The sequence below is a fragment of the Kocuria sp. TGY1127_2 genome (assembly GCF_013394385.1).
Classification (GTDB): domain Bacteria; phylum Actinomycetota; class Actinomycetes; order Actinomycetales; family Micrococcaceae; genus Rothia.
In genome coordinates, this window is sequence record NZ_AP022834.1 from 2,186,380 (window position 1) to 2,204,198 (window position 17,819).

Consider the following 17,819-nt stretch of genomic DNA (forward strand, 5'->3'; position numbering starts at 1 on the left):
GAGTGCTCCACCTTCCTCAACGCTTTCCTGGTTCCGAGCCCACTGGCGTAGAGCGCGCTCGGCTGAGAATGAGGCTCGAGGCCTCACTGTCATGCTACAGATCACAGGGTCCTTCCGGGTAGTTTTACCTGGATCTTCACGGCCAACGCAGGGCGTTTACTCGGCGCAGATGCGCCTCGTAACAAAGGGCTGAAAACCTGTTGGGTTCTTTCTGATAAGTCAGCTCAAAAGTCTGTCCTTGGGCGGAGATCCTGATGGTTCCGCACCCGGTCAGACGAGCCGTCCCCTTGGGACCCACGACCCCGGCGACGTACTCGAGCGGGATCGAAATCGGGCGGCCGCCTCCCAGACCGCGAAAAACCACAATACGCCGGTTGGTCAACGAATAGCCCGTGGTGAGCCATTTGATGAGGCGGACCGCGACATAGACCAGAGCGGCGATCATGAGAATCGGTCCCACCGCCGACCACCCCGGATAGTTGGCGGTGACGACCTGCAGGAGATTCACGAGGAAAATCGCGACCAACACAACGATGGCCGGCCGAAGCAACTTGAGCGGGTGCGCCCGGTTGCACGTGATGACGTGCTCGCCTGGCTCCAAAGTATCCCGGAATTTCACGGCGACTCCGATTCGGCAGCGTCCGCCCATGTGCCGTTCTCAGGGCGGAGGTGTACGACGTCGCCCACCGAGACTGCTTCAATCATTCCGTCGTCCCGCAGCACCATGAGCGAACCGTCGTCGTCGATCGTGCGCGCGAGGCCCGTGAAGTTCGAGCCAGGGTCCACGAGTTCCACGCGAACGCGACGTCCGAGAGTGTCCAAAGCCGCGCGCACCTCGTCGAGGAGGGAAGGTTTCTTGCCGACGGACAGCGACGGATCGCCGCCGACCGAGAAGAACCCGTTTACATAGGCGCGGAACTCGCAGATGAGGCGAATCAGCAGTTCCGTGCGGTCCACGTCCTGGCCCGTCTCCGTCCGGAGTGAGGTGGCCGTTTCCACGGGCAGATCCGCGGCATCGATGTTGACGTTGATGCCGATTCCGACGACGACGTCGAGCGTCTGGGAGCCGGTGGGAACCACGCGAGCCAGGATGCCGGCTACTTTGCGACCGTGGACCAACAGGTCGTTGGGCCATTTCAATGTTGCCGGCAGCCCCGTGGTCTCCCGGACCGCGGCCCGCCCGGCCAAGGCCAGCATTTGCGTCACCCAGTGCAATGAATCCGCAGGCAGCCGGGACTCCCCCTGTTCGGAACGCACCACGAAGGAGACCACAGCAGAACTGTATTTCGGGGCCGTCCATACTCGTTCTCTGCGACCTTTCCCGGAGATCTGATGCTCGGTCAGCAGAGCAGTCAGGTGGTCAATTTCGCGTCCGGCGCTCATTCTGCTGGCGAGCTCGTCATTCGTGGACCCGACTTCGTCCAATAGTTCGACCGGCGCTGCGATGACGCGATAATCCTGGTTCGGTCCGGGCAACAAACGCCCGGCGTCCAGGGGTTGCACGGTCGTCGTGTTCATAAAGCGGTGCTCTCTCTCGCTCGGCGCCTGGTCGTGCCATGGGTAGTGGGATCTTGTGAGCTAGTTTAGAGGCGGAAAGCTAACTCCGCTTGGAAGGAACATCATGGCTCACTTCGCCGTGCATTATTCATATGGTCCCGTCGAAGAACAGGCGAAATACCGCGGAGACCACCGCGCCTACCTGCGGAGCCTTCTCGAGCAGGGATCATTGCTCGCCTCAGGGCCTTATGTCGATGGCGGCGACGAGGGCGCGCTGCTGATCTTTTCGGCCGATTCTGCGGAGGCCGTTGAAGCGCTTCTGAACGAGGATCCGATGTACGTCAACAAGGTCGTGACCGCACACGAGATCCGTGAATGGAATCCGGTGCTCGGATCGGTAGGGTAGGCAACGACCTACTCAGCCTGATGTTCCGGCGGCAAGCCGGCATCAACGACCATTCACCGTTTGCTACCTTGGTTCAGTAGGTAACAAGAGTAATTTCCGCTGGGATACCCGATTGCATCAGGTATGGGGTCCGAGCAGCTCGTACAGAGGACAAGATGACCGAAGATCTCTCCCGCCAGGATTCCGACGACGCGCAGAACGAGCCAGGCCCGGACCTCACCACCACGGCCGGCAAAATCGCCGATTTTTACGCGCGCCGCGAGGCCTCGTGGATGCCTACCGGTCCAGCTCCCGTCGAGCGCCAGCATTCCCGTGGCAAAAACACCGCCCGCGAGCGCATCGAAATGTTTTTGGACGAAGATTCTTTCGTCGAATTCGATGCCTTGGCGACTCATCGCACCACCGCATTCGGGATGGACAAGAAGAAGCCTCTGGGTGACGGGCTGGTGTCCGGTTACGGGACGGTCGACGGTCGACTCGTGGCCATCTACTCCCAGGACTTCACCGTCTACGGTGGTTCCCTGTCTCAGGTCAATGGAGAGAAGATCGTCAAGGTCCAGAAGTTTGCGTTGCGCAACGGCTGCCCTGTGGTCGGCATTAACGACGGCGGCGGCGCACGTATCCAAGAGGGCGTCGCTTCGTTGGCCATGTTCGCGGATATATTCCGCATGAATGTGCGCGCTTCGGGGGTCGTGCCCCAGATTTCCGTGATCATGGGTCCCTGCGCGGGCGGTGCAGCCTACTCTCCCGCCCTCACGGATTACGTGATTATGGTCGACAAGACCTCCCATATGTTCATTACCGGCCCGGACGTCATCAAGACCGTCACGGGCGAAGAGGTAGACATGGAGACCTTGGGCGGTGCGAAGTCGCACAACTCCGTGACGGGCACCTCGCACTACCTCGCCGAAGACGAGGATGATGCTTTCGACTTCCTCCGGGAGTTGCTGGAGTTTCTCCCGTCCAACAATCTTCAGGACGGTCTGCTCGTCGAGCACGACCAAGAACCCGAGATCACGGTGGACGATCTGGATCTCGATGGCCTGATCCCTGATTCCGCCAATCAGCCCTACGACATGCGTTCGGTGATCGAGACAGTTGTCGACGACGGCCACTTCCTCGAGATGCAGGCGTTGTACGCCCCCAACATCATGACCGGTTACGGTCGGGTGGAGGGGCGGACCGTCGGCGTCATCGCGAATCAGCCTATGCAGTTTGCGGGGACCTTGGATATCGCGGCCTCCGAGAAGGCCGCGCGCTTTGTGCGCCACTGCGATGCCTTCAATATTCCTATCCTCACTTTCGTGGACGTGCCCGGTTTCTTGCCGGGCACCGAACAGGAGTTCAACGGAATCATCCGACGCGGGGCGAAGCTGATCTTCGCCTACGCGGAAGCCACGGTGCCGATCGTCACGGTGATCACCCGCAAGGCCTACGGGGGCGCATACATCGTCATGGGCTCTAAGAAGCTCGGTGCGGACATCAACCTTGCGTGGCCCACGGCTCAGATCGGGGTCATGGGTGCACAGGGCGCCGTCAATATCCTGTACCGCAGGGACCTCAAGACCGCGGAGGAGAACGGCGACGACGTCGAGGCTCTGCGTTCCGAGTTGATCCAAAAGTACGAAGAAGAGCTCCTGAATCCTTACCAGGCCGCGGAACGCGGTTATATCGACTCGGTTATCGCTCCATCCGAAACACGAGTGAACATCATCAAGTCCCTGCGCGCTCTTCACGACAAACGAGCCGCTCTGCCCGCCAAGAAACACGGCAACATCCCGCTCTAGGGGGAAGGAAGTATGGCACCCGAAGAGGAATTCCAAGAGTCGGAACAGCCGTTGTTCTCGGTGGTCAAGGGCTCGGCGAGCGAAGAAGAGATCGCGGCTCTGACCATCGCCGTGCTGCAAACCCAACGGCCGCAGACTGCCACGAAGTCCAGGCAATCCGCGAAGCCGCTGACCGAGGTCGGCCGTCTGCTCTCGCGCCGTCAACGCATCGGCGCGGGCCTGCCCCCGGGACCGGGCTCATGGCGGCGAGCCAAACCGAGGTAAAGCACATTCCACAGAAAGCCCCTCTCGGAACCCACTGGTTCCTCGAGGGGCTTTCTGCATGAATCGGCTGTGATCTGAAGCATGTGCATATAAACTGGCCGACATGACTTCGCCTTTGCCCGCAGCCCTGAAACTCGATCGCGAGACCACCGACATCGACCGGGTCGCGAACAGTTACTATGACAAGCTCATGGAGTTGGACCCCGCCACCGCGACCATCGAAGGCATACCCGGGCACGAAACGGAGTACGGCGACCTCTCCCCCGCCGGAACACTCGAGTTCATCCGGGCAGCGCGGGAGGCTCTCGAGCAAGTCAACGAGATCGACCCCCAGGACGACGTCGACCGCGTGACCCTTGACGCGATGAATGAGAGCCTCGGCCTGATCATCGAAATGCACGAGGCCGGCCTCGGCGACTGGGAGCTCAACAACCTGGCGACGCCGGCACATGACGTCCGGCAGGTCTTCGACCTCATGCCCCAGTCCACGCAGCAAGATTGGCTGCACATCGTAGGCAGAATGAAAAACGTTCCCCAGGCGCTCGCGGGCTTCAGAGAAAGCTTGGCCGAAGCCGCGAGCCAGGGGAGAATTGCGGCGGCCCGCCAGGTTCACCTCCTGATCCAGCAATTCGGCGCCTACACGGAGCCCGATGGATTCTTCGACCAGCTGGCCCAGCGTGCCGCCGCATCGGATCCGACCCTCGACAACACCGCCCGTGCCGCGGCACAGGGCGCGCGAACGGCCTATGCCGATCTCGCCGCATTTCTCCGGACTCGACTCCTTCCGCAGGCTCCTGAGCGCGACGCCGTGGGCCGTGAGCGTTACGGATTGCATTCGCGAGCTTTCCTGGGTGCCGCGGTCAACCTCGACGAAACCTATGCCTGGGGCGTTGCCGAACTCGACCGGATCATTGCGGAACAGCAAAGAGTCGCCGATCGAATCAAGTCAGGGGCGTCCGTCCGAGAAGCCAAGTCCGTTCTCGACGAAGACCCCTCGCGCAAGCTCCACGGGAAGGAAGAGCTGCGCGATTGGATGCAAGAACTCTCCGAGCGAGCGGTCGAGGACCTCGCGAAAGAGCACTTCGTGATCGAAGGCCCAATGCGTGACCTGGAATGCATGATCGCGCCGACCCAAGAAGGCGGCATCTACTACACGGGCCCGTCCGCAGACTTCTCCAGGCCGGGGCGGATGTGGTGGTCCATCACAGAAGGCGAATCGGAATTCACCACGTGGAGCGAGACCTCGACCGTCTACCACGAGGGCGTGCCGGGCCACCATCTCCAGATCTCGACCGCGGCGGCGATGGCCGAGAGCATGAATAGGTGGCGCGCCAACGGCCTGTGGTATTCGGGTCATGGCGAGGGCTGGGCACTGTACGCCGAGCGGCTCATGGCCGAACTCGGCTACCTGGACGATCCCGGCGACATGATGGGCATGCTCGATGGCCAACGTATGCGCGCGGCCCGCGTGGTCTTCGACATCGGGGTGCACTGCGAACTCGAGATCCCCCAGCGGTGGGTCGAGGAGCTCGACCTCACTCCGGGTACATGGTCGCCGGATTCGGGCTACGAATTCTTGCGCCACAACTTGGCGATCCCCCAAGGTCAACTGGATTTCGAGTTCAACCGGTACCTCGGATGGTGTGGGCAAGCTCCGTCCTACAAAATAGGCCAGCGCATGTGGGAGCAGCTTCGCGACGAGGCAGTTGCGCGCGGTGAGTCCCTGAAGGAATTCCACACGAGGGCCTTGAAGATCGGCTCCGTCGGACTCGACACCCTCAAACGGGCCTTGTCCGCGTAGCGCGGGCTTTCCGAACACCGTGCTGCGGTGTGAGGCACCCGTGAATGATCCGGAACTTACCCCACCGACGTCGCGCAAGAGTATGACGCACAACACCCTCGCGCTTTATTCCCGTAACATTTCTTCTCAGTCCTTTTCTGTGTTATTAGTTCAAAGCTTAGGGTTGAGGACATGTCTACTCGCCCCTCCCCTAATCCGCGTGATTCTTCCGCGCCAGCATCGTCGCAACGTGCTCATCGACTTCCCTCGTGGATGACCAATTTTGGTGTGCAAATCCTTTTGGGCCTCGCCTTCGGCGTCGCCCTGGGTTTCCTGGCCCTTGCCCTGGGCGGTGATGCCGAAAAGAACCCCAACTGGCTGATGACCACGCTGGATACCATTGGCACCAGTTATGTTTCCCTCCTCAAGGCCGCCGTTGTCCCCCTCGTGGTCACCGCTGTGATCTCATCGATCGCGAACCTCAGCCAGGTGACCAATGCGGCTCGGCTCGCATGGAAGACGATCTTGTGGTTCGCCGGCACGGCATTGATCGCCGTCATCATCGGCATTCTGCTCGGCGCGATCTTCCGCCCGGGCGCCAACACTGGCCTGTCCGCTCCTGAGTCCTACTCCGGCACAACCGGGTCCTGGCTGGCTTTCGTCACGAGCATCATCCCGGCCAATTTCTTGGGACTCACCGTGAGCACCAAGGATGCCGGCGCGGACGGCCTCACCTCGACGCCCAATTTCAACGTCCTCCAGATCTTGGTGATTTCCGGTGCGATTGGCATCGCGGCCCTCAAGGTCGGCAAGGCGGCCGAGCCGTTCCTTACCTTCATCCGCTCCGCTTTGGCCATCATCCAGAAAGTCCTCTGGTGGATCATCAGATTGGCGCCGCTGGGGACCCTGGGCCTGATCGGCTCGGCAGTCTTCACGTACGGTTGGACCACCATGGGGTCGCTCGCCAAGTTCGTGATCCTGCTCTACGTTGGGCTGGTCATCATAGGATTCGTCGTGTACCCGATCTTGGCGCGAACTCAAGGCCTTTCGATCAAGCAGTTCTTCTCCGGTGTGTGGCCGGCCGCTCAGATCGGCTTCGTCTCGCGGTCTTCGATCGGCACGATGCCGGTGACCCAGCGTGTTGCCGAAAGAAACTTCGGCGTTCCCCAGGCCTATGCATCCTTCGCCGTACCTTTCGGCGCCACAACAAAGATGGATGGCTGCGCCGCCGTATATCCGGCGTTGGCAGCAACGTTCGTTGCCCAGTTCTACGGAATTGACCTGAGCATCGCACAGTACGTTCTCATCGTGGTGGTCTCGGTACTCGGATCCGCGGCCACGGCCGGTACGACAGGTGCAACCGTGATGCTCACGCTGACCCTGTCGACTTTGGGACTGCCGCTCGACGGCGTCGGTCTGCTTCTTGCGATCGACCCCATCATCGATATGGGCCGTACCGCCCTCAACGTTTCGGGGCAGGCGCTGATCCCGGCCATCATTTCCAAGCGGGAAGGCATCCTGGACGAGAGTTTGTACAACGCGCGCCGCTCGAGCGATTGGTTCGAGTCGGATCTGTCTGCCGCAGAATTCGCCGAGGGCTCCCCGGCTGACGGCGAATCCGCACCGGATCTCGGGACGGCGTCGGAGGCTGCCCCGGAAGAAGCCGTGGATTCGAATCGGGAACCGGCAGGGTCTTCCCTGCGCTGACCGCCTCGTCACCAGTTTCCTGTGGCGCATCCGAGGGGCAGGGAGGAGTGACCTCCGTGCCCCTCGGCCGCTATAGTAATGTCCGTCACGTTAATTGGACGTCAAAGGAGACACCATGACGGTTTACGCTCAGCCCGGCTCATCCGATTCACCCGCAGCATTCCGCGCCCGGTACGAGAACTTCATCGGAGGCAAGTGGTTGCCGCCGACCAAGGGCGAGTATTTCGAGAACAAGACTCCCATTACGGGCGAGGTATTCACCGAAGTTCCACGGAGCACGGCAGAAGACGTCGAGCTGGCGATAGATGCCGCATGGAAGGCATTTGAAACCTGGGGCAAGACCTCGGCCGCCGAACGCGCCGGAATCCTCCTCAAACTAGCCGATGCCATGGAATCCAACCTCGAACGCATCGCGGTCGCGGAGACCTGGGATAACGGCAAGCCCGTCCGAGAGTGCTTGGCCGCCGACATTCCCCTCGCCATCGACCATTTCCGATATTTTGCTGCGGCCATTCGGACTCAGGAAGGCCGTATCTCCCAGCTCGACGAAGATACAACCGCCTACCATTTCCACGAACCCCTCGGTGTCGTCGGTCAGATCATTCCGTGGAACTTCCCGATTCTGATGGCAACGTGGAAGATTGCTCCGGCTCTGGCCGCGGGCAATACCGTGGTCCTCAAGCCAGCCGAACAGACACCTGCATCGATCCTCTTGGTCGCGGAAATTTTCCAGGACATCCTGCCCGAAGGCGTTCTCAACATCGTCAACGGTTTCGGCGAGGAAGCCGGCGCGGCCCTCTCCACGAGCGAGCGTATCTGCAAGATCGCGTTCACCGGGGAGACCACCACCGGCTCGGTCATTGCCAAGGCCGCGGCGGAGAACATCATCCCCTCGACCCTTGAGCTGGGTGGCAAGTCTCCCAACTTGTTCTTCGAGGATGTCGCGGCCAAGGATGACTCCTTCTACCAGAAAGCCCTCGAAGGCTTTGTATCCTTCGCCCTGAACCAGGGCGAGGTGTGCACCTGCCCCTCGCGTGCGTTGGTCCAGGAGTCCATCGCGGACCAATTCGTCGCCGACGGCCTCAAGCGTGCACGAAAAATGAAACAGGGAAATCCGTTGGACACCGAAACCATGGTCGGAGCCCAGGCTTCCGAGCAGCAATTCAAGAAGATCTCCGCCTACCTGGAGAAAGGACCGCAGGAAGGAGCTGAGGTCCTTCTCGGTGGCCAGTCGCTGGAGCTCGACGGCAACCTCAAGGGTGGTTACTACATCCAACCGACGGTGTTCCGGGGAGACAATTCGATGTGCATCTTCCAGGAGGAGATCTTCGGCCCGGTATTGGGTGTGACCACGTTCAAGGACTATGACCAGGCCATTCAAATCGCCAACGACACCAGTTATGGTCTCGGCGCCGGAGTATGGACCCGCGGCCAGAACACCGCATACCGGGCAGGTCGGGCTATCCAGGCGGGCCGTGTGTGGGTCAACAACTACCATTCGTATCCGGCCCATGCCGCATTCGGCGGGTACAAGAAGTCCGGATACGGCAGGGAAAATCACCTGATGATGCTGGATCATTACCAGCAGACCAAGAACTTGTTGATCTCCTATTCGGAGGAGCCGACCGGGCTCTTCTAGATTTGATCCACAGGTGACCCTCGGGGTGCACACGACTGGCCTAGACTGGTCCTCGTGTGCACCCCGATGTCGTCTCCGCAGAATCAGCAAGTCTCCGAACCCGGTTCCGTTCCTGAGGCGAGCGCGCCTGACCTGATCCTGGCCTCGCAGTCGCCCGCGCGGGCTTCCATCTTGTCGGCCTCGGGGCTCCACTTTCGCACCATCGTTTCCGGGGTCGATGAAGACGCTGCGGTCGAGCAAGCGGAGAAGGAGCAGGGTGCACCCCTGTCTCCGGCACAAACGGCATTGACCCTCGCACGCGCGAAGGCCGAAGCAGTTGCGGCCCTCCCCGCGAGCCAAGGCTGTCTGGTACTCGGTTGCGATTCCGTTTTCGAGTTGAACGGCGAGGCTTTCGGGAAACCGTACGAACCCGAGGTTGCCGTCTCGCGAATCCGCGATATGAGTGGGACCACAGGAACGCTGCATACGGGACACTGGTTGATCGATGTCCGGGATAGTGTCAACGGCTCGAATGAACCGACAGGTTTGGGCGAGGTTCGCTCCGCCGACGTGACATTCGACGACATGAGCGACAAAGAAATCCGCGACTACGTAGCCACGGGAGAGCCCCTGGAAGTCGCGGGTTCATTCACCATTGAAGGATTTGGGGCAGCCTTCATTACGGGGATCCGGGGAGAGTCTCACACGGTGCTCGGCCTCAGCATCAATGCCCTCAAACACCTGCTCCGAGAGCGCGGTTTGGAAATAGCTCAATTGTGGACCCGGAATACTTAGTCAAATGACACATTTGCTACTAAGCTCACGGGAGGATTAAAAGGAGTGGATGAGTGACCATCACTGAGTCAGAGCACAAGGGAAGCGCGAGCTCCCGCTACACGAGCGGACCGGTCAATAAAGTATTGATCGCAAACCGTGGTGAAATCGCGGTTCGCGTGATTCGCGCCGCCGCCGATGAAGGCATGCAAACCGTCGCCGTGTACGCGGAACCCGATCGCGAAGCGCTTCACGTGAAGCTCGCGGACGAGGCATTCTCCCTAGGGGGTTCCACCGCCGCCGACTCGTACCTCGTCATCGACAAGATTCTCGATGCCGCCCAGCGTTCCGGAGCGGACGCCATTCACCCTGGTTACGGATTCCTATCCGAAAATGCGGAATTCGCCCGAGCCGTACGGGAAGCCGGAATCACGTGGATAGGGCCTTCGCCCGAGGCCATCACCGAGCTCGGTGACAAGGTTGCCGCTCGCCACATTGCCGAGAAGGTCGGCGCTCCTTTGGTTCCCGGAACCAAGGATCCGGTGGCCAATGCACAAGAGGTTTTGGATTTCGCGGATCAGTACGGTCTGCCCGTCGCAATCAAGGCCGCTTTCGGCGGTGGCGGACGCGGGATCAAAGTAGCGCGTGAAAGGGATGACATCCCGGAGCTGTTCGACTCAGCCGTCCGCGAGGCGACGGCGGCTTTTGGACGAGGCGAATGCTTCATCGAGCGGTTCCTCGATGCTCCGCGCCACGTTGAGACACAGTGCATCGCCGACGCACACGGAAATGTCGTCGTGGTTTCCAGTCGCGATTGCTCGTTGCAGCGCCGCAACCAGAAATTGGTCGAAGAGGCCCCGGCTCCTTTCCTTTCGGATGAACAGCTGGATCGTCTCTACGAGTCGTCCAAGGCAATTCTTCGCGAGGCCGAGTACCAGGGCGCGGGAACGTGCGAATTCCTAGTCGGCCAGGACGGCGTGATCAGCTTCCTCGAGGTCAACACTCGTTTGCAGGTTGAGCATCCCGTCTCGGAAGAGGTTTCCGGCATTGACCTGGTCCGCGAACAGTTCCGGGTCGCCCGCGGCGAAATTCTCGGTTACGAGGATCCCGAGCTGCGTGGGCACTCCTTCGAATTCCGCATCAATGGTGAGGACCCGGGCCGCAATTTCATGCCCGCACCGGGAACCGTCGAGACCTTGTCGGTCCCCTCGGGGCCCGGCGTTCGATGGGATTCGGGCGTTATCGGCGGCGACGTCATCGGCGGAAATTTCGACTCGATGCTGGCCAAATTGATTGTGACCGGGAATTCCCGCAAGCAGGCCCTTGAACGCTCTCGCCGCGCTCTGGCCGAGCTTCAGATCACTGGGATGCCCACGGCCGTGAGTTTCCACCGCGTCGTCGTGGAGGATCCGGCGTTCGCTCCGGAAGGCGAGGAACCGTTCTCCGTGCATACGCGGTGGATCGAAACTGAGTTCAACAACACCATCGAGCCGTATGGTGGCATGCCTGGATCGGTCGACAGCGAGGACGACGAGCGACAGAAGGTCGTGGTCGAGGTCAACGGCAAACGACTTGAGGTTCTCATCCCCTCTGTCCAGAGTGCCTCCTCTTCCTCATCCAAGGCGTCGAAATCACGCCAGCGCAAAAACCGCTCCGGAACCGCGACGGCGGCGACCAGCGGAGACGATCTCACCTCGCCCATGCAGGGCACCATCGTGAAGACGGCGGTCAAGGATGGCGCGAAGGTCAGTGAAGGCGACCTCGTGGTGGTTCTTGAGGCCATGAAGATGGAACAACCTCTGACAGCGCACAAGTCGGGCAAGGTCACCGGCCTCAAGGCCAAACCGGGTGACACGGTCACGGCCGGATCGGTGATCGCCACCATCAAGTGACCATCGGGGTCACCTCGTCTCGCGCGGGCGGCGTCGTTATCCACGACGCCGCCCGCGCTGCGTATCTGCCTCACCTTGGACCCGCCGCCTTTCTTCGCCGAGCCCTCGGAAACCACCGCTTTCCCACCGAGCCGGGGCCGCTGTGTCGACTCACCGGACCCGCACCTACAGCCCGCCTGTGAGTGGATGAGGCAGAGTGCGCTATGAGCTTGTGAAGAGTGACGCGCACGGGACCACGGCTCTCAGTATATGGAACGTTTTGTCCAGCATGTAGATGCTGACTCTAGGGTAAGAAGACGATCACGCACCCTGGCGCCCGATTGCGGCGTCTTTTGAGTTTTAAGGAGCCTCGATGTCACTTCCTGACACGTCCGTTCCGACCGGTTCGAAGCCGGCCGAAGCGCCGCCTGCTGAACACAAGGTCCCCCAGCACCGCATCATTACGGCTTCGCTGGTCGGCACCACTATTGAGTTCTACGACTTCTACGTGTATGCCACGGCGGCCGTTGCCGTTTTCCCCGCGCTCTTCTTCACGGGGCAGGATGACACCACGAAGCTCCTGGCCTCGATGGCCACATTTGCTGCAGCGTTCTTCGGGCGTCCCATCGGTTCGGTGGTCTTCGGGCACTTCGGTGACCGCATTGGCCGCAAGGCCACGCTCGTCGGCGCGCTCCTGACCATGGGTTTGGCGACCTTTCTGATCGGCCTGTTACCCACATACCACCAGATCTCGTTTTGGGCCCCGGCGCTCTTGACGATTCTGCGTTTCGCCCAGGGCATGGGGCTGGGAGGCGAATGGTCCGGGGCCGCCCTGCTGGCGACTGAGTATGCGAAACCGGGCAAACGGGCCCGCGCCGCGATGTGGCCTCAGCTGGGTGCCCCCATCGGGTTCATCCTCGCCAATGCCTTCGTCCTTTTGCTGACCACGTGGATGAACTTCGATTCGACCAAGGACGCCGCGGCCATGGATTCCCCGTTCTTGATCTGGGGCTGGCGTGTACCGTTCATTTTCTCGGTCATCATGGTCGCCGTGGGTCTCTACGTTCGCGTCCGTCTGGAAGAGACCCCTGTCTTCAAACAGTCCGTCCAACGTGGTGAAAAGGTCAAAACGCCCTTGGTGGACGCTTTCAAGACCGCATGGAAGCCGATGATCCTCGGAACGTTCATCATGTTGTCCTGCTATGTGCTGTTCTATCTCATGACCGCCTGGATCCTCTCCTACGGCATCGGCAAGCCCTCCAAGGGTGCCGGACTGGGAGTCCCTTACCACACGTTCTTGCAGGTTCAGCTTTTGGCCGTCTTGTTCTTCGCGGCTTTCGTGCCGGTGTCCGGGTGGCTAGCGGACAAGATCGGGCGCCGTCGTCAACAGCTGATTACAAATGTGCTGATGTTGCTGTTCGGGCTCAGTTTCGGCCTCTTCATGGCTCCTTCCGTCATCGGCACGGGAACCGATGCGAATATCCCCGGTCTGATCCTGTTCATCTCGATCGGAATGGCCATCATGGGGCTCTCCTTCGGCTCGATGTCCGCTTACCTGCCCGAGTTGTTCCCGACCAACGTGCGCTACACGGGATCAGGCATTTCCTATAACGTCGCGTCGATATTGGGCGCCGCAATCACCCCCTATGTTGCGGTCTGGTTGAACGCGCAGGGCGGCGTGAGCGCCGTTGGCTGGTACCTCGCGGGTGCCGCGGTGATCACGATGATCGCATTGCTGATTTCGCACGAGACACGCGACGTCGACCTGGCTGCCGTCAGCTCCGAGGCTGAGTAAGCCGTTCCTCCTGGAACACCAAACGCCGCCGTGCTTTCCCACCAGGGGTGAGCACGGCGGCGTTTTTTCGATGCGGCGTGATTCTAGGAAGGCATCTTGTGTAGACGACGCGCCGCCTCGGACATCGACCCCGTCAACGAGGGGTATACCGAGAAGGTGTCTGCGAACTCGTCGGCGGACATTTTGTTGTTGACTGCCAAGGAGATCGAGAAGATCAGTTCGGAGGCCCGCGGTCCGACGACCACTCCACCGATAATCGTGCCGGACCCCTTGCGAGCGAAGATCTTGACGAAGCCGTCTTCCACGGCCATCATCTTGGCCCTCGGGTTGGTCGACAGCGACAGCATCACGGTATCGGCCTGGTAACGGCCGCTCTCGATGTCCGCCTGGGAGACTCCCACCGTGGCGATTTCAGGAGAGGTGAAAACGTTCGAGGCCACGCGATGCTTCTTCAGCGGCGAGACCGAGTCTCCCAGAAGGTGGGCGATAGCTATGCGCCCCTGCATCGCCGCAACGGATGCGAGAGGCAGGACGCCGGTGCAGTCGCCGGCGGCATAAACGTTGGGGGCAGTGGTGCGGGAGACGCCGTCCACGGCGATGTGACCCGACTCGGTCATGGTGACCCCCGCATTTTCGAGCCCAAGATCGTGCGTGTTCGGGATCGAGCCGACGGCCATGAGGCAATGCGACCCGGATACCTTGCGGCCATCGGAGAGCGTGACGATGACGCCGTCGCCGTCCCGCTCGACAGAAGCGGCGCGCGAACGTGGCATGACGTTCAGACCGCGGCGGTCAAACACGTCTTCCAGAACCTTGGCGGCGTCTTCATCCTCGCTCGGCAGGACTCGATCGCGCGAGGAGATCAGTGTGACGTCCGAGCCCAGCCCGCGATAGGCCGAAGCGAATTCGGCACCGGTCACACCTGAGCCCACCACGATCAGGTGCTCCGGGACTTCTCGAATTTGGTACAGCTGCGTCCAGTTGAAGATGCGCTCCCCGTCTGGCTTTGCGGTGTCCAGTTCACGAGGGTGCGCGCCCACACTCAGCAGGACCGCGTGCGTCTGAAGCTCGTAGGTCAGACCCTTGCTGTCATGGATTTCAACGGTGCGTTCATCGACCAGTCGGCCGGTCCCGTCGATGATCTTAACGCCGGCTTTTTCGAGCGTTCGCCGGATGTCTTTGGACTGTTCTTTCGCAAGGTTCAGCAGGCGGCGGTTGACCTTGTCGATATGAACTTCGAGCTCCACGAGTTCATCGCCTGCGCGCGTCCGGATGCCCAGGGCCGGTGCTTCGCTGAACCGGTTCATGGTGTCGGCCGACGCGATCAGGGTTTTGGACGGCACGACGTCCGTGATCACCGCGGAGCCGCCCATCCCCTTCTTCTCGACGAGGGTAACGTCGGCACCCAGGTTTGCCGCTACCAGTGCGGCCTCGTATCCTCCGGGGCCGCCGCCGATAATAATGATCTTCTGTGGTGTAAATGCAATAGCTTCGCTCACGTGGTTCATTCTTCACCACAGCCCCGAGACCCTCCAACTCTTGATGAGATAAGTTCTCTTGAACTCCACCGGTGTTTTGCCCTGTGGGATTCTCTTCGGCCCTTCATATCCGGCCGTATCCTGCTAGGTTTGGACACGTGACCACGAGCAAAAACACCCTTCCCGTGAAGCTTCCGGGCAACTCCTCGGATATGGCGTTCGAGCCCAATCGGCTGGCCCAGGAGGCCGCCGAGTACATCGCCGCGAAAACCGGCATCGAGCAGCACGACTATGCCCTGACGTTGGGGTCGGGCTGGGGCGGTGCCGCCGAATTGATCGGTGAGACCACGCACGTCCTCAAGGCCGCGGATGTTCCTGGTTTCCACGCCTCCGACGTCGCAGGTCATTCGGGCACCTTGTCGTCCATCACAACGCCGTCGGGTCGCCATGCACTGGTCATCGGCGCGCGCACGCATCTGTACGAGGGGCGCGGCGTCGACCCGGTGGTCCACGGTGTACGGACTGCGGCGGCAGCCGGTTGCTCGACCATGATCCTGACCAACGGGTGCGGCGGGCTTCAGCCCACGTACAGTCCGGGGACTCCCGTGCTCATCAGGGACCACATCAATTTCACCTCCACATCTCCGCTGGTCGGAGCGCATTTCGTGGATCTGACGGATCTTTATTCGCCTCGCATTCGGGATATTGCACGCTCAATCGATCCGAGCCTTGAGGAAGGTGTGTATCTTCAGCTTCCGGGGCCCCATTACGAGACACCGGCGGAAATTCGTATGGCGAAAACCCTGGGCGCCGACCTCGTCGGAATGTCGACGGCTTTGGAAGCGATCGCAGCCCGCTCCGCTGGTCTGGAAGTTTTCGGGATCTCCCTGGTCACCAATCTCGCCGCAGGCATCTCGGACAGTCCACTGAACCACCATGAGGTACTAGAGGAAGGGCGCAACGCCGGCCCTCGGATCTCCAAGTTGCTGGCGCAGATCATCGAACGCTTGGACGGCTAGAACCCAGGCCCTGCAGGAGAACAACGAGGTTTATCCATGACAACGACGACCGAACTGATCGACGAAGCCATCCGGTGGGTCGAGGCTGATCCCGATCCTCAGACTCAGCGCGAGCTCCTGGACTTGGTCAGCCGTGCCGAGACCGCAGAAGGGGAAGCGGAACTGCGCGAGCGTTTCTCCGGGACGCTCCAATTCGGTACTGCTGGGCTGCGTGCCGCACTAGGTGCTGGACCCATGCGTATGAACCGTGCCGTGGTGGCCCAGGCGGCGTACGGCGTCGCGACCTATCTGAAGGAACGGGCAGCCAAGGAGAATTGGAGCTCGACCCCGAGAGCGATCATCGGCTTCGATGCTCGCACCAAGTCGGATGCCTTTGCACGCGATACGGCCGGAATTTTCACGGCGGCTGGCCTCGACGCATTCCTCATGCCGCTTCCTTTGCCCACCCCAGTGTTGGCGTGGGCCACGCGTCTGTTGAAGGCCGACGTCGGGGTTATGGTCACGGCATCGCACAATCCTGCCTCGGATAACGGGTACAAAGTGTATTTGGGCGGGCAAGCGGTTGGTGAAGATGCTCGTGGGGCTCAGATCGTTCCACCGACGGATTCCGAAATCGCGGCGAAAATCGCTCAGGCCCCCACGGTCGATCGCATCGAGCGAGCCGGTTCTGGGTGGACCATGCTTCCGGAACGCATTGCGCGCGACTACGAGCATGAAGTGACTTCACTGATTCCTGGAATGGCCCCCGCGAGCCGCTCCTTGAGCGTGGTCCTGACGCCGATGCACGGCGTGGGCGGCGAGGTGATGTCTTTCGTGTTGTCCCGTGCCGGATTCAATCGTTTGCACGTGGTACCGGAACAGGCTTTGCCCGACCCCAAGTTCCCGACGGTCATGTTCCCGAACCCCGAAGAGCCTGGGGCGATGGATCTGGCCCTGCAATTGGCCAGGGATCGGGGTGCGGACCTCGTTATCGCTAATGATCCGGATGCGGACCGAGTTGCTTTCGCTGTGCCGGATGCGGAAACGGAGGGCGGCTGGCGCATCCTCCGCGGCGACGAAGTAGGTGCGATCATTGGACGAATCATGCTCGAGCGTCTACCGGCTTCGAGTGGGACACGTCGTTATTTCGCCAATTCGATTGTCTCCTCCCGCTTGCTCGGGGAAATGGCCAAGGCGCACGGGATTGAGCATCGGGAAACCCTGACGGGCTTCAAATGGATCGCAAGGGTGCAGGGCCTGGTCTACGGCTACGAAGAGGCGTTGGGATATTGTGTGGCACCTGACTTGGTCAAGGACAAAGACGGCATATCGGCCGCCCTCGTCGTTGCGGATTACGCGGCGAAGCTCAAGGACGCCGGGAAGTCGCTCTTGGACGTGCTCGACGAGATTGCCGTCCAACACGGCGTTTATTCGACCGATCAGCTCTCGGTTCGAGTGGAGGATCTGACTCGCATCCGGGCAATGATGGAGCGTCTGCGCCAGGGGCAGCCGAAGGAGCTCGGAGGCTCGCCCGTGGTCAAGGTACGAGACCTTGCGCAAGGTTCCAAAAGTCTCCCTCCGACTGAAGGCATCTTGTACCTCACCGAAGACGGTGGGCGTGTCATCGTTCGCCCTTCAGGCACGGAGCCCAAGCTCAAGTGCTACCTCGAGGCCGTGGTTCCGGTTGAAGGGCGGGAGAGTCTTCCAGAAGCTCGTGCGGTGGCCAAGCAGCGTTTGTCGGAGCTCCGCAAAGATACCGCGCGGGCCCTTGGCGTGGATACGGAGTCGTAGGATTCTCCCTGGGCATTATTTTTCGCCCCGTTTCCGGGGCACCGACTCTTTGA

At 61.0% G+C, this 17,819-nt stretch carries 14 protein-coding genes; 11 read left to right on the top strand and 3 right to left on the bottom strand.

Annotated features, from left to right (window positions below; genetic code table 11):
• Window positions 1-136 precede the first annotated feature (136 nt).
• Both sake_RS09870 and sake_RS09875 read right to left on the bottom strand, forming a co-directional pair.
• Window positions 137-619, bottom strand: a complete 483-nt coding sequence (locus sake_RS09870) for a PH domain-containing protein (protein WP_165001021.1) — start codon at window positions 617-619, stop codon at window positions 137-139.
• A complete protein-coding gene (locus sake_RS09875; RefSeq protein ID WP_129360664.1) occupies window positions 616-1,518 on the bottom strand; it encodes a biotin--[acetyl-CoA-carboxylase] ligase in 903 nt (300 codons plus the stop codon). The genes sake_RS09870 and sake_RS09875 overlap by 4 nt, the downstream gene beginning before the upstream one ends.
• Before the next feature lie 103 nt (window positions 1,519-1,621).
• Between sake_RS09875 and sake_RS09880 the strand changes: the two genes are divergently transcribed.
• The 9 genes from sake_RS09880 to sake_RS09920 all read left to right on the top strand — a co-directional run bounded on the left by sake_RS09880 (window position 1,622) and on the right by sake_RS09920 (window position 13,499).
• Complete coding sequence (locus tag sake_RS09880) at window positions 1,622-1,903, top strand: YciI family protein (protein WP_129360665.1); 282 nt, start codon at window positions 1,622-1,624, stop codon at window positions 1,901-1,903.
• A 155-nt stretch (window positions 1,904-2,058) separates the two neighbouring features.
• A complete protein-coding gene (locus tag sake_RS09885; protein WP_178945954.1) occupies window positions 2,059-3,690 on the top strand; it encodes an acyl-CoA carboxylase subunit beta in 1,632 nt (543 codons plus the stop codon).
• A 12-nt stretch (window positions 3,691-3,702) separates the two neighbouring features.
• Window positions 3,703-3,954, top strand: a complete 252-nt coding sequence (locus tag sake_RS09890) for an acyl-CoA carboxylase subunit epsilon (protein WP_129360667.1) — start codon at window positions 3,703-3,705, stop codon at window positions 3,952-3,954.
• Window positions 3,955-4,057: 103 nt separating this feature from the next.
• On the top strand, window positions 4,058-5,755 hold the full coding sequence (locus sake_RS09895) for a DUF885 domain-containing protein (RefSeq protein ID WP_178945955.1): 1,698 nt from the start codon (window positions 4,058-4,060) through the stop codon (window positions 5,753-5,755).
• Between the two features lie 171 nt (window positions 5,756-5,926).
• Window positions 5,927-7,441, top strand: coding sequence for a dicarboxylate/amino acid:cation symporter (locus tag sake_RS09900; RefSeq protein ID WP_165001022.1), 1,515 nt, complete (start codon window positions 5,927-5,929; stop codon window positions 7,439-7,441).
• Between the two features lie 115 nt (window positions 7,442-7,556).
• Window positions 7,557-9,080 (top strand): aldehyde dehydrogenase family protein, encoded by a 1,524-nt coding sequence (locus tag sake_RS09905; RefSeq protein ID WP_178945956.1) that lies wholly within the window; start codon window positions 7,557-7,559, stop codon window positions 9,078-9,080.
• 54 nt (window positions 9,081-9,134) lie between these two features.
• Window positions 9,135-9,854, top strand: coding sequence for a nucleoside triphosphate pyrophosphatase (locus sake_RS09910; protein ID WP_243155677.1), 720 nt, complete (start codon window positions 9,135-9,137; stop codon window positions 9,852-9,854).
• Window positions 9,855-9,907: 53 nt separating this feature from the next.
• Window positions 9,908-11,725, top strand: coding sequence for a biotin carboxylase N-terminal domain-containing protein (locus sake_RS09915; RefSeq protein ID WP_371811895.1), 1,818 nt, complete (start codon window positions 9,908-9,910; stop codon window positions 11,723-11,725).
• A 352-nt stretch (window positions 11,726-12,077) separates the two neighbouring features.
• Window positions 12,078-13,499 (top strand): MFS transporter, encoded by a 1,422-nt coding sequence (locus tag sake_RS09920; protein ID WP_129360670.1) that lies wholly within the window; start codon window positions 12,078-12,080, stop codon window positions 13,497-13,499.
• An 83-nt stretch (window positions 13,500-13,582) separates the two neighbouring features.
• On the opposite strand, the gene sake_RS09925 is transcribed toward sake_RS09920, so the two are convergent.
• The gene (locus sake_RS09925; protein WP_238147711.1) at window positions 13,583-14,998 is read right to left on the bottom strand and encodes an NAD(P)H-quinone dehydrogenase; all 1,416 of its coding nucleotides are present in this window, start codon (window positions 14,996-14,998) and stop codon (window positions 13,583-13,585) included.
• A 191-nt stretch (window positions 14,999-15,189) separates the two neighbouring features.
• Here sake_RS09925 and sake_RS09930 point away from each other — a divergent pair, with 191 nt between their 5' ends.
• Together sake_RS09930 and sake_RS09935 are read left to right on the top strand one after the other, a co-directional pair.
• A complete protein-coding gene (locus sake_RS09930) occupies window positions 15,190-15,996 on the top strand; it encodes a purine-nucleoside phosphorylase (protein ID WP_129360844.1) in 807 nt (268 codons plus the stop codon).
• Between the two features lie 36 nt (window positions 15,997-16,032).
• Window positions 16,033-17,766, top strand: coding sequence for a phospho-sugar mutase (locus tag sake_RS09935; RefSeq protein WP_129360672.1), 1,734 nt, complete (start codon window positions 16,033-16,035; stop codon window positions 17,764-17,766).
• Window positions 17,767-17,819: the final 53 nt, after the last annotated feature.

Coding starts and splice junctions, on each gene's coding strand:
- sake_RS09900 (WP_165001022.1), top strand. CDS start 5,927: ATGTCTACTCGCCCCTCCCCTAATCCGCGTGATTCTTCCGCGCCAGCA.
- sake_RS09875 (WP_129360664.1), bottom strand. CDS start 1,518: ATGAACACGACGACCGTGCAACCCCTGGACGCCGGGCGTTTGTTGCCC.
- sake_RS09890 (WP_129360667.1), top strand. CDS start 3,703: ATGGCACCCGAAGAGGAATTCCAAGAGTCGGAACAGCCGTTGTTCTCG.
- sake_RS09895 (WP_178945955.1), top strand. CDS start 4,058: ATGACTTCGCCTTTGCCCGCAGCCCTGAAACTCGATCGCGAGACCACC.
- sake_RS09905 (WP_178945956.1), top strand. CDS start 7,557: ATGACGGTTTACGCTCAGCCCGGCTCATCCGATTCACCCGCAGCATTC.
- sake_RS09930 (WP_129360844.1), top strand. CDS start 15,190: ATGGCGTTCGAGCCCAATCGGCTGGCCCAGGAGGCCGCCGAGTACATC.
- sake_RS09920 (WP_129360670.1), top strand. CDS start 12,078: ATGTCACTTCCTGACACGTCCGTTCCGACCGGTTCGAAGCCGGCCGAA.
- sake_RS09885 (WP_178945954.1), top strand. CDS start 2,059: ATGACCGAAGATCTCTCCCGCCAGGATTCCGACGACGCGCAGAACGAG.
- sake_RS09935 (WP_129360672.1), top strand. CDS start 16,033: ATGACAACGACGACCGAACTGATCGACGAAGCCATCCGGTGGGTCGAG.
- sake_RS09880 (WP_129360665.1), top strand. CDS start 1,622: ATGGCTCACTTCGCCGTGCATTATTCATATGGTCCCGTCGAAGAACAG.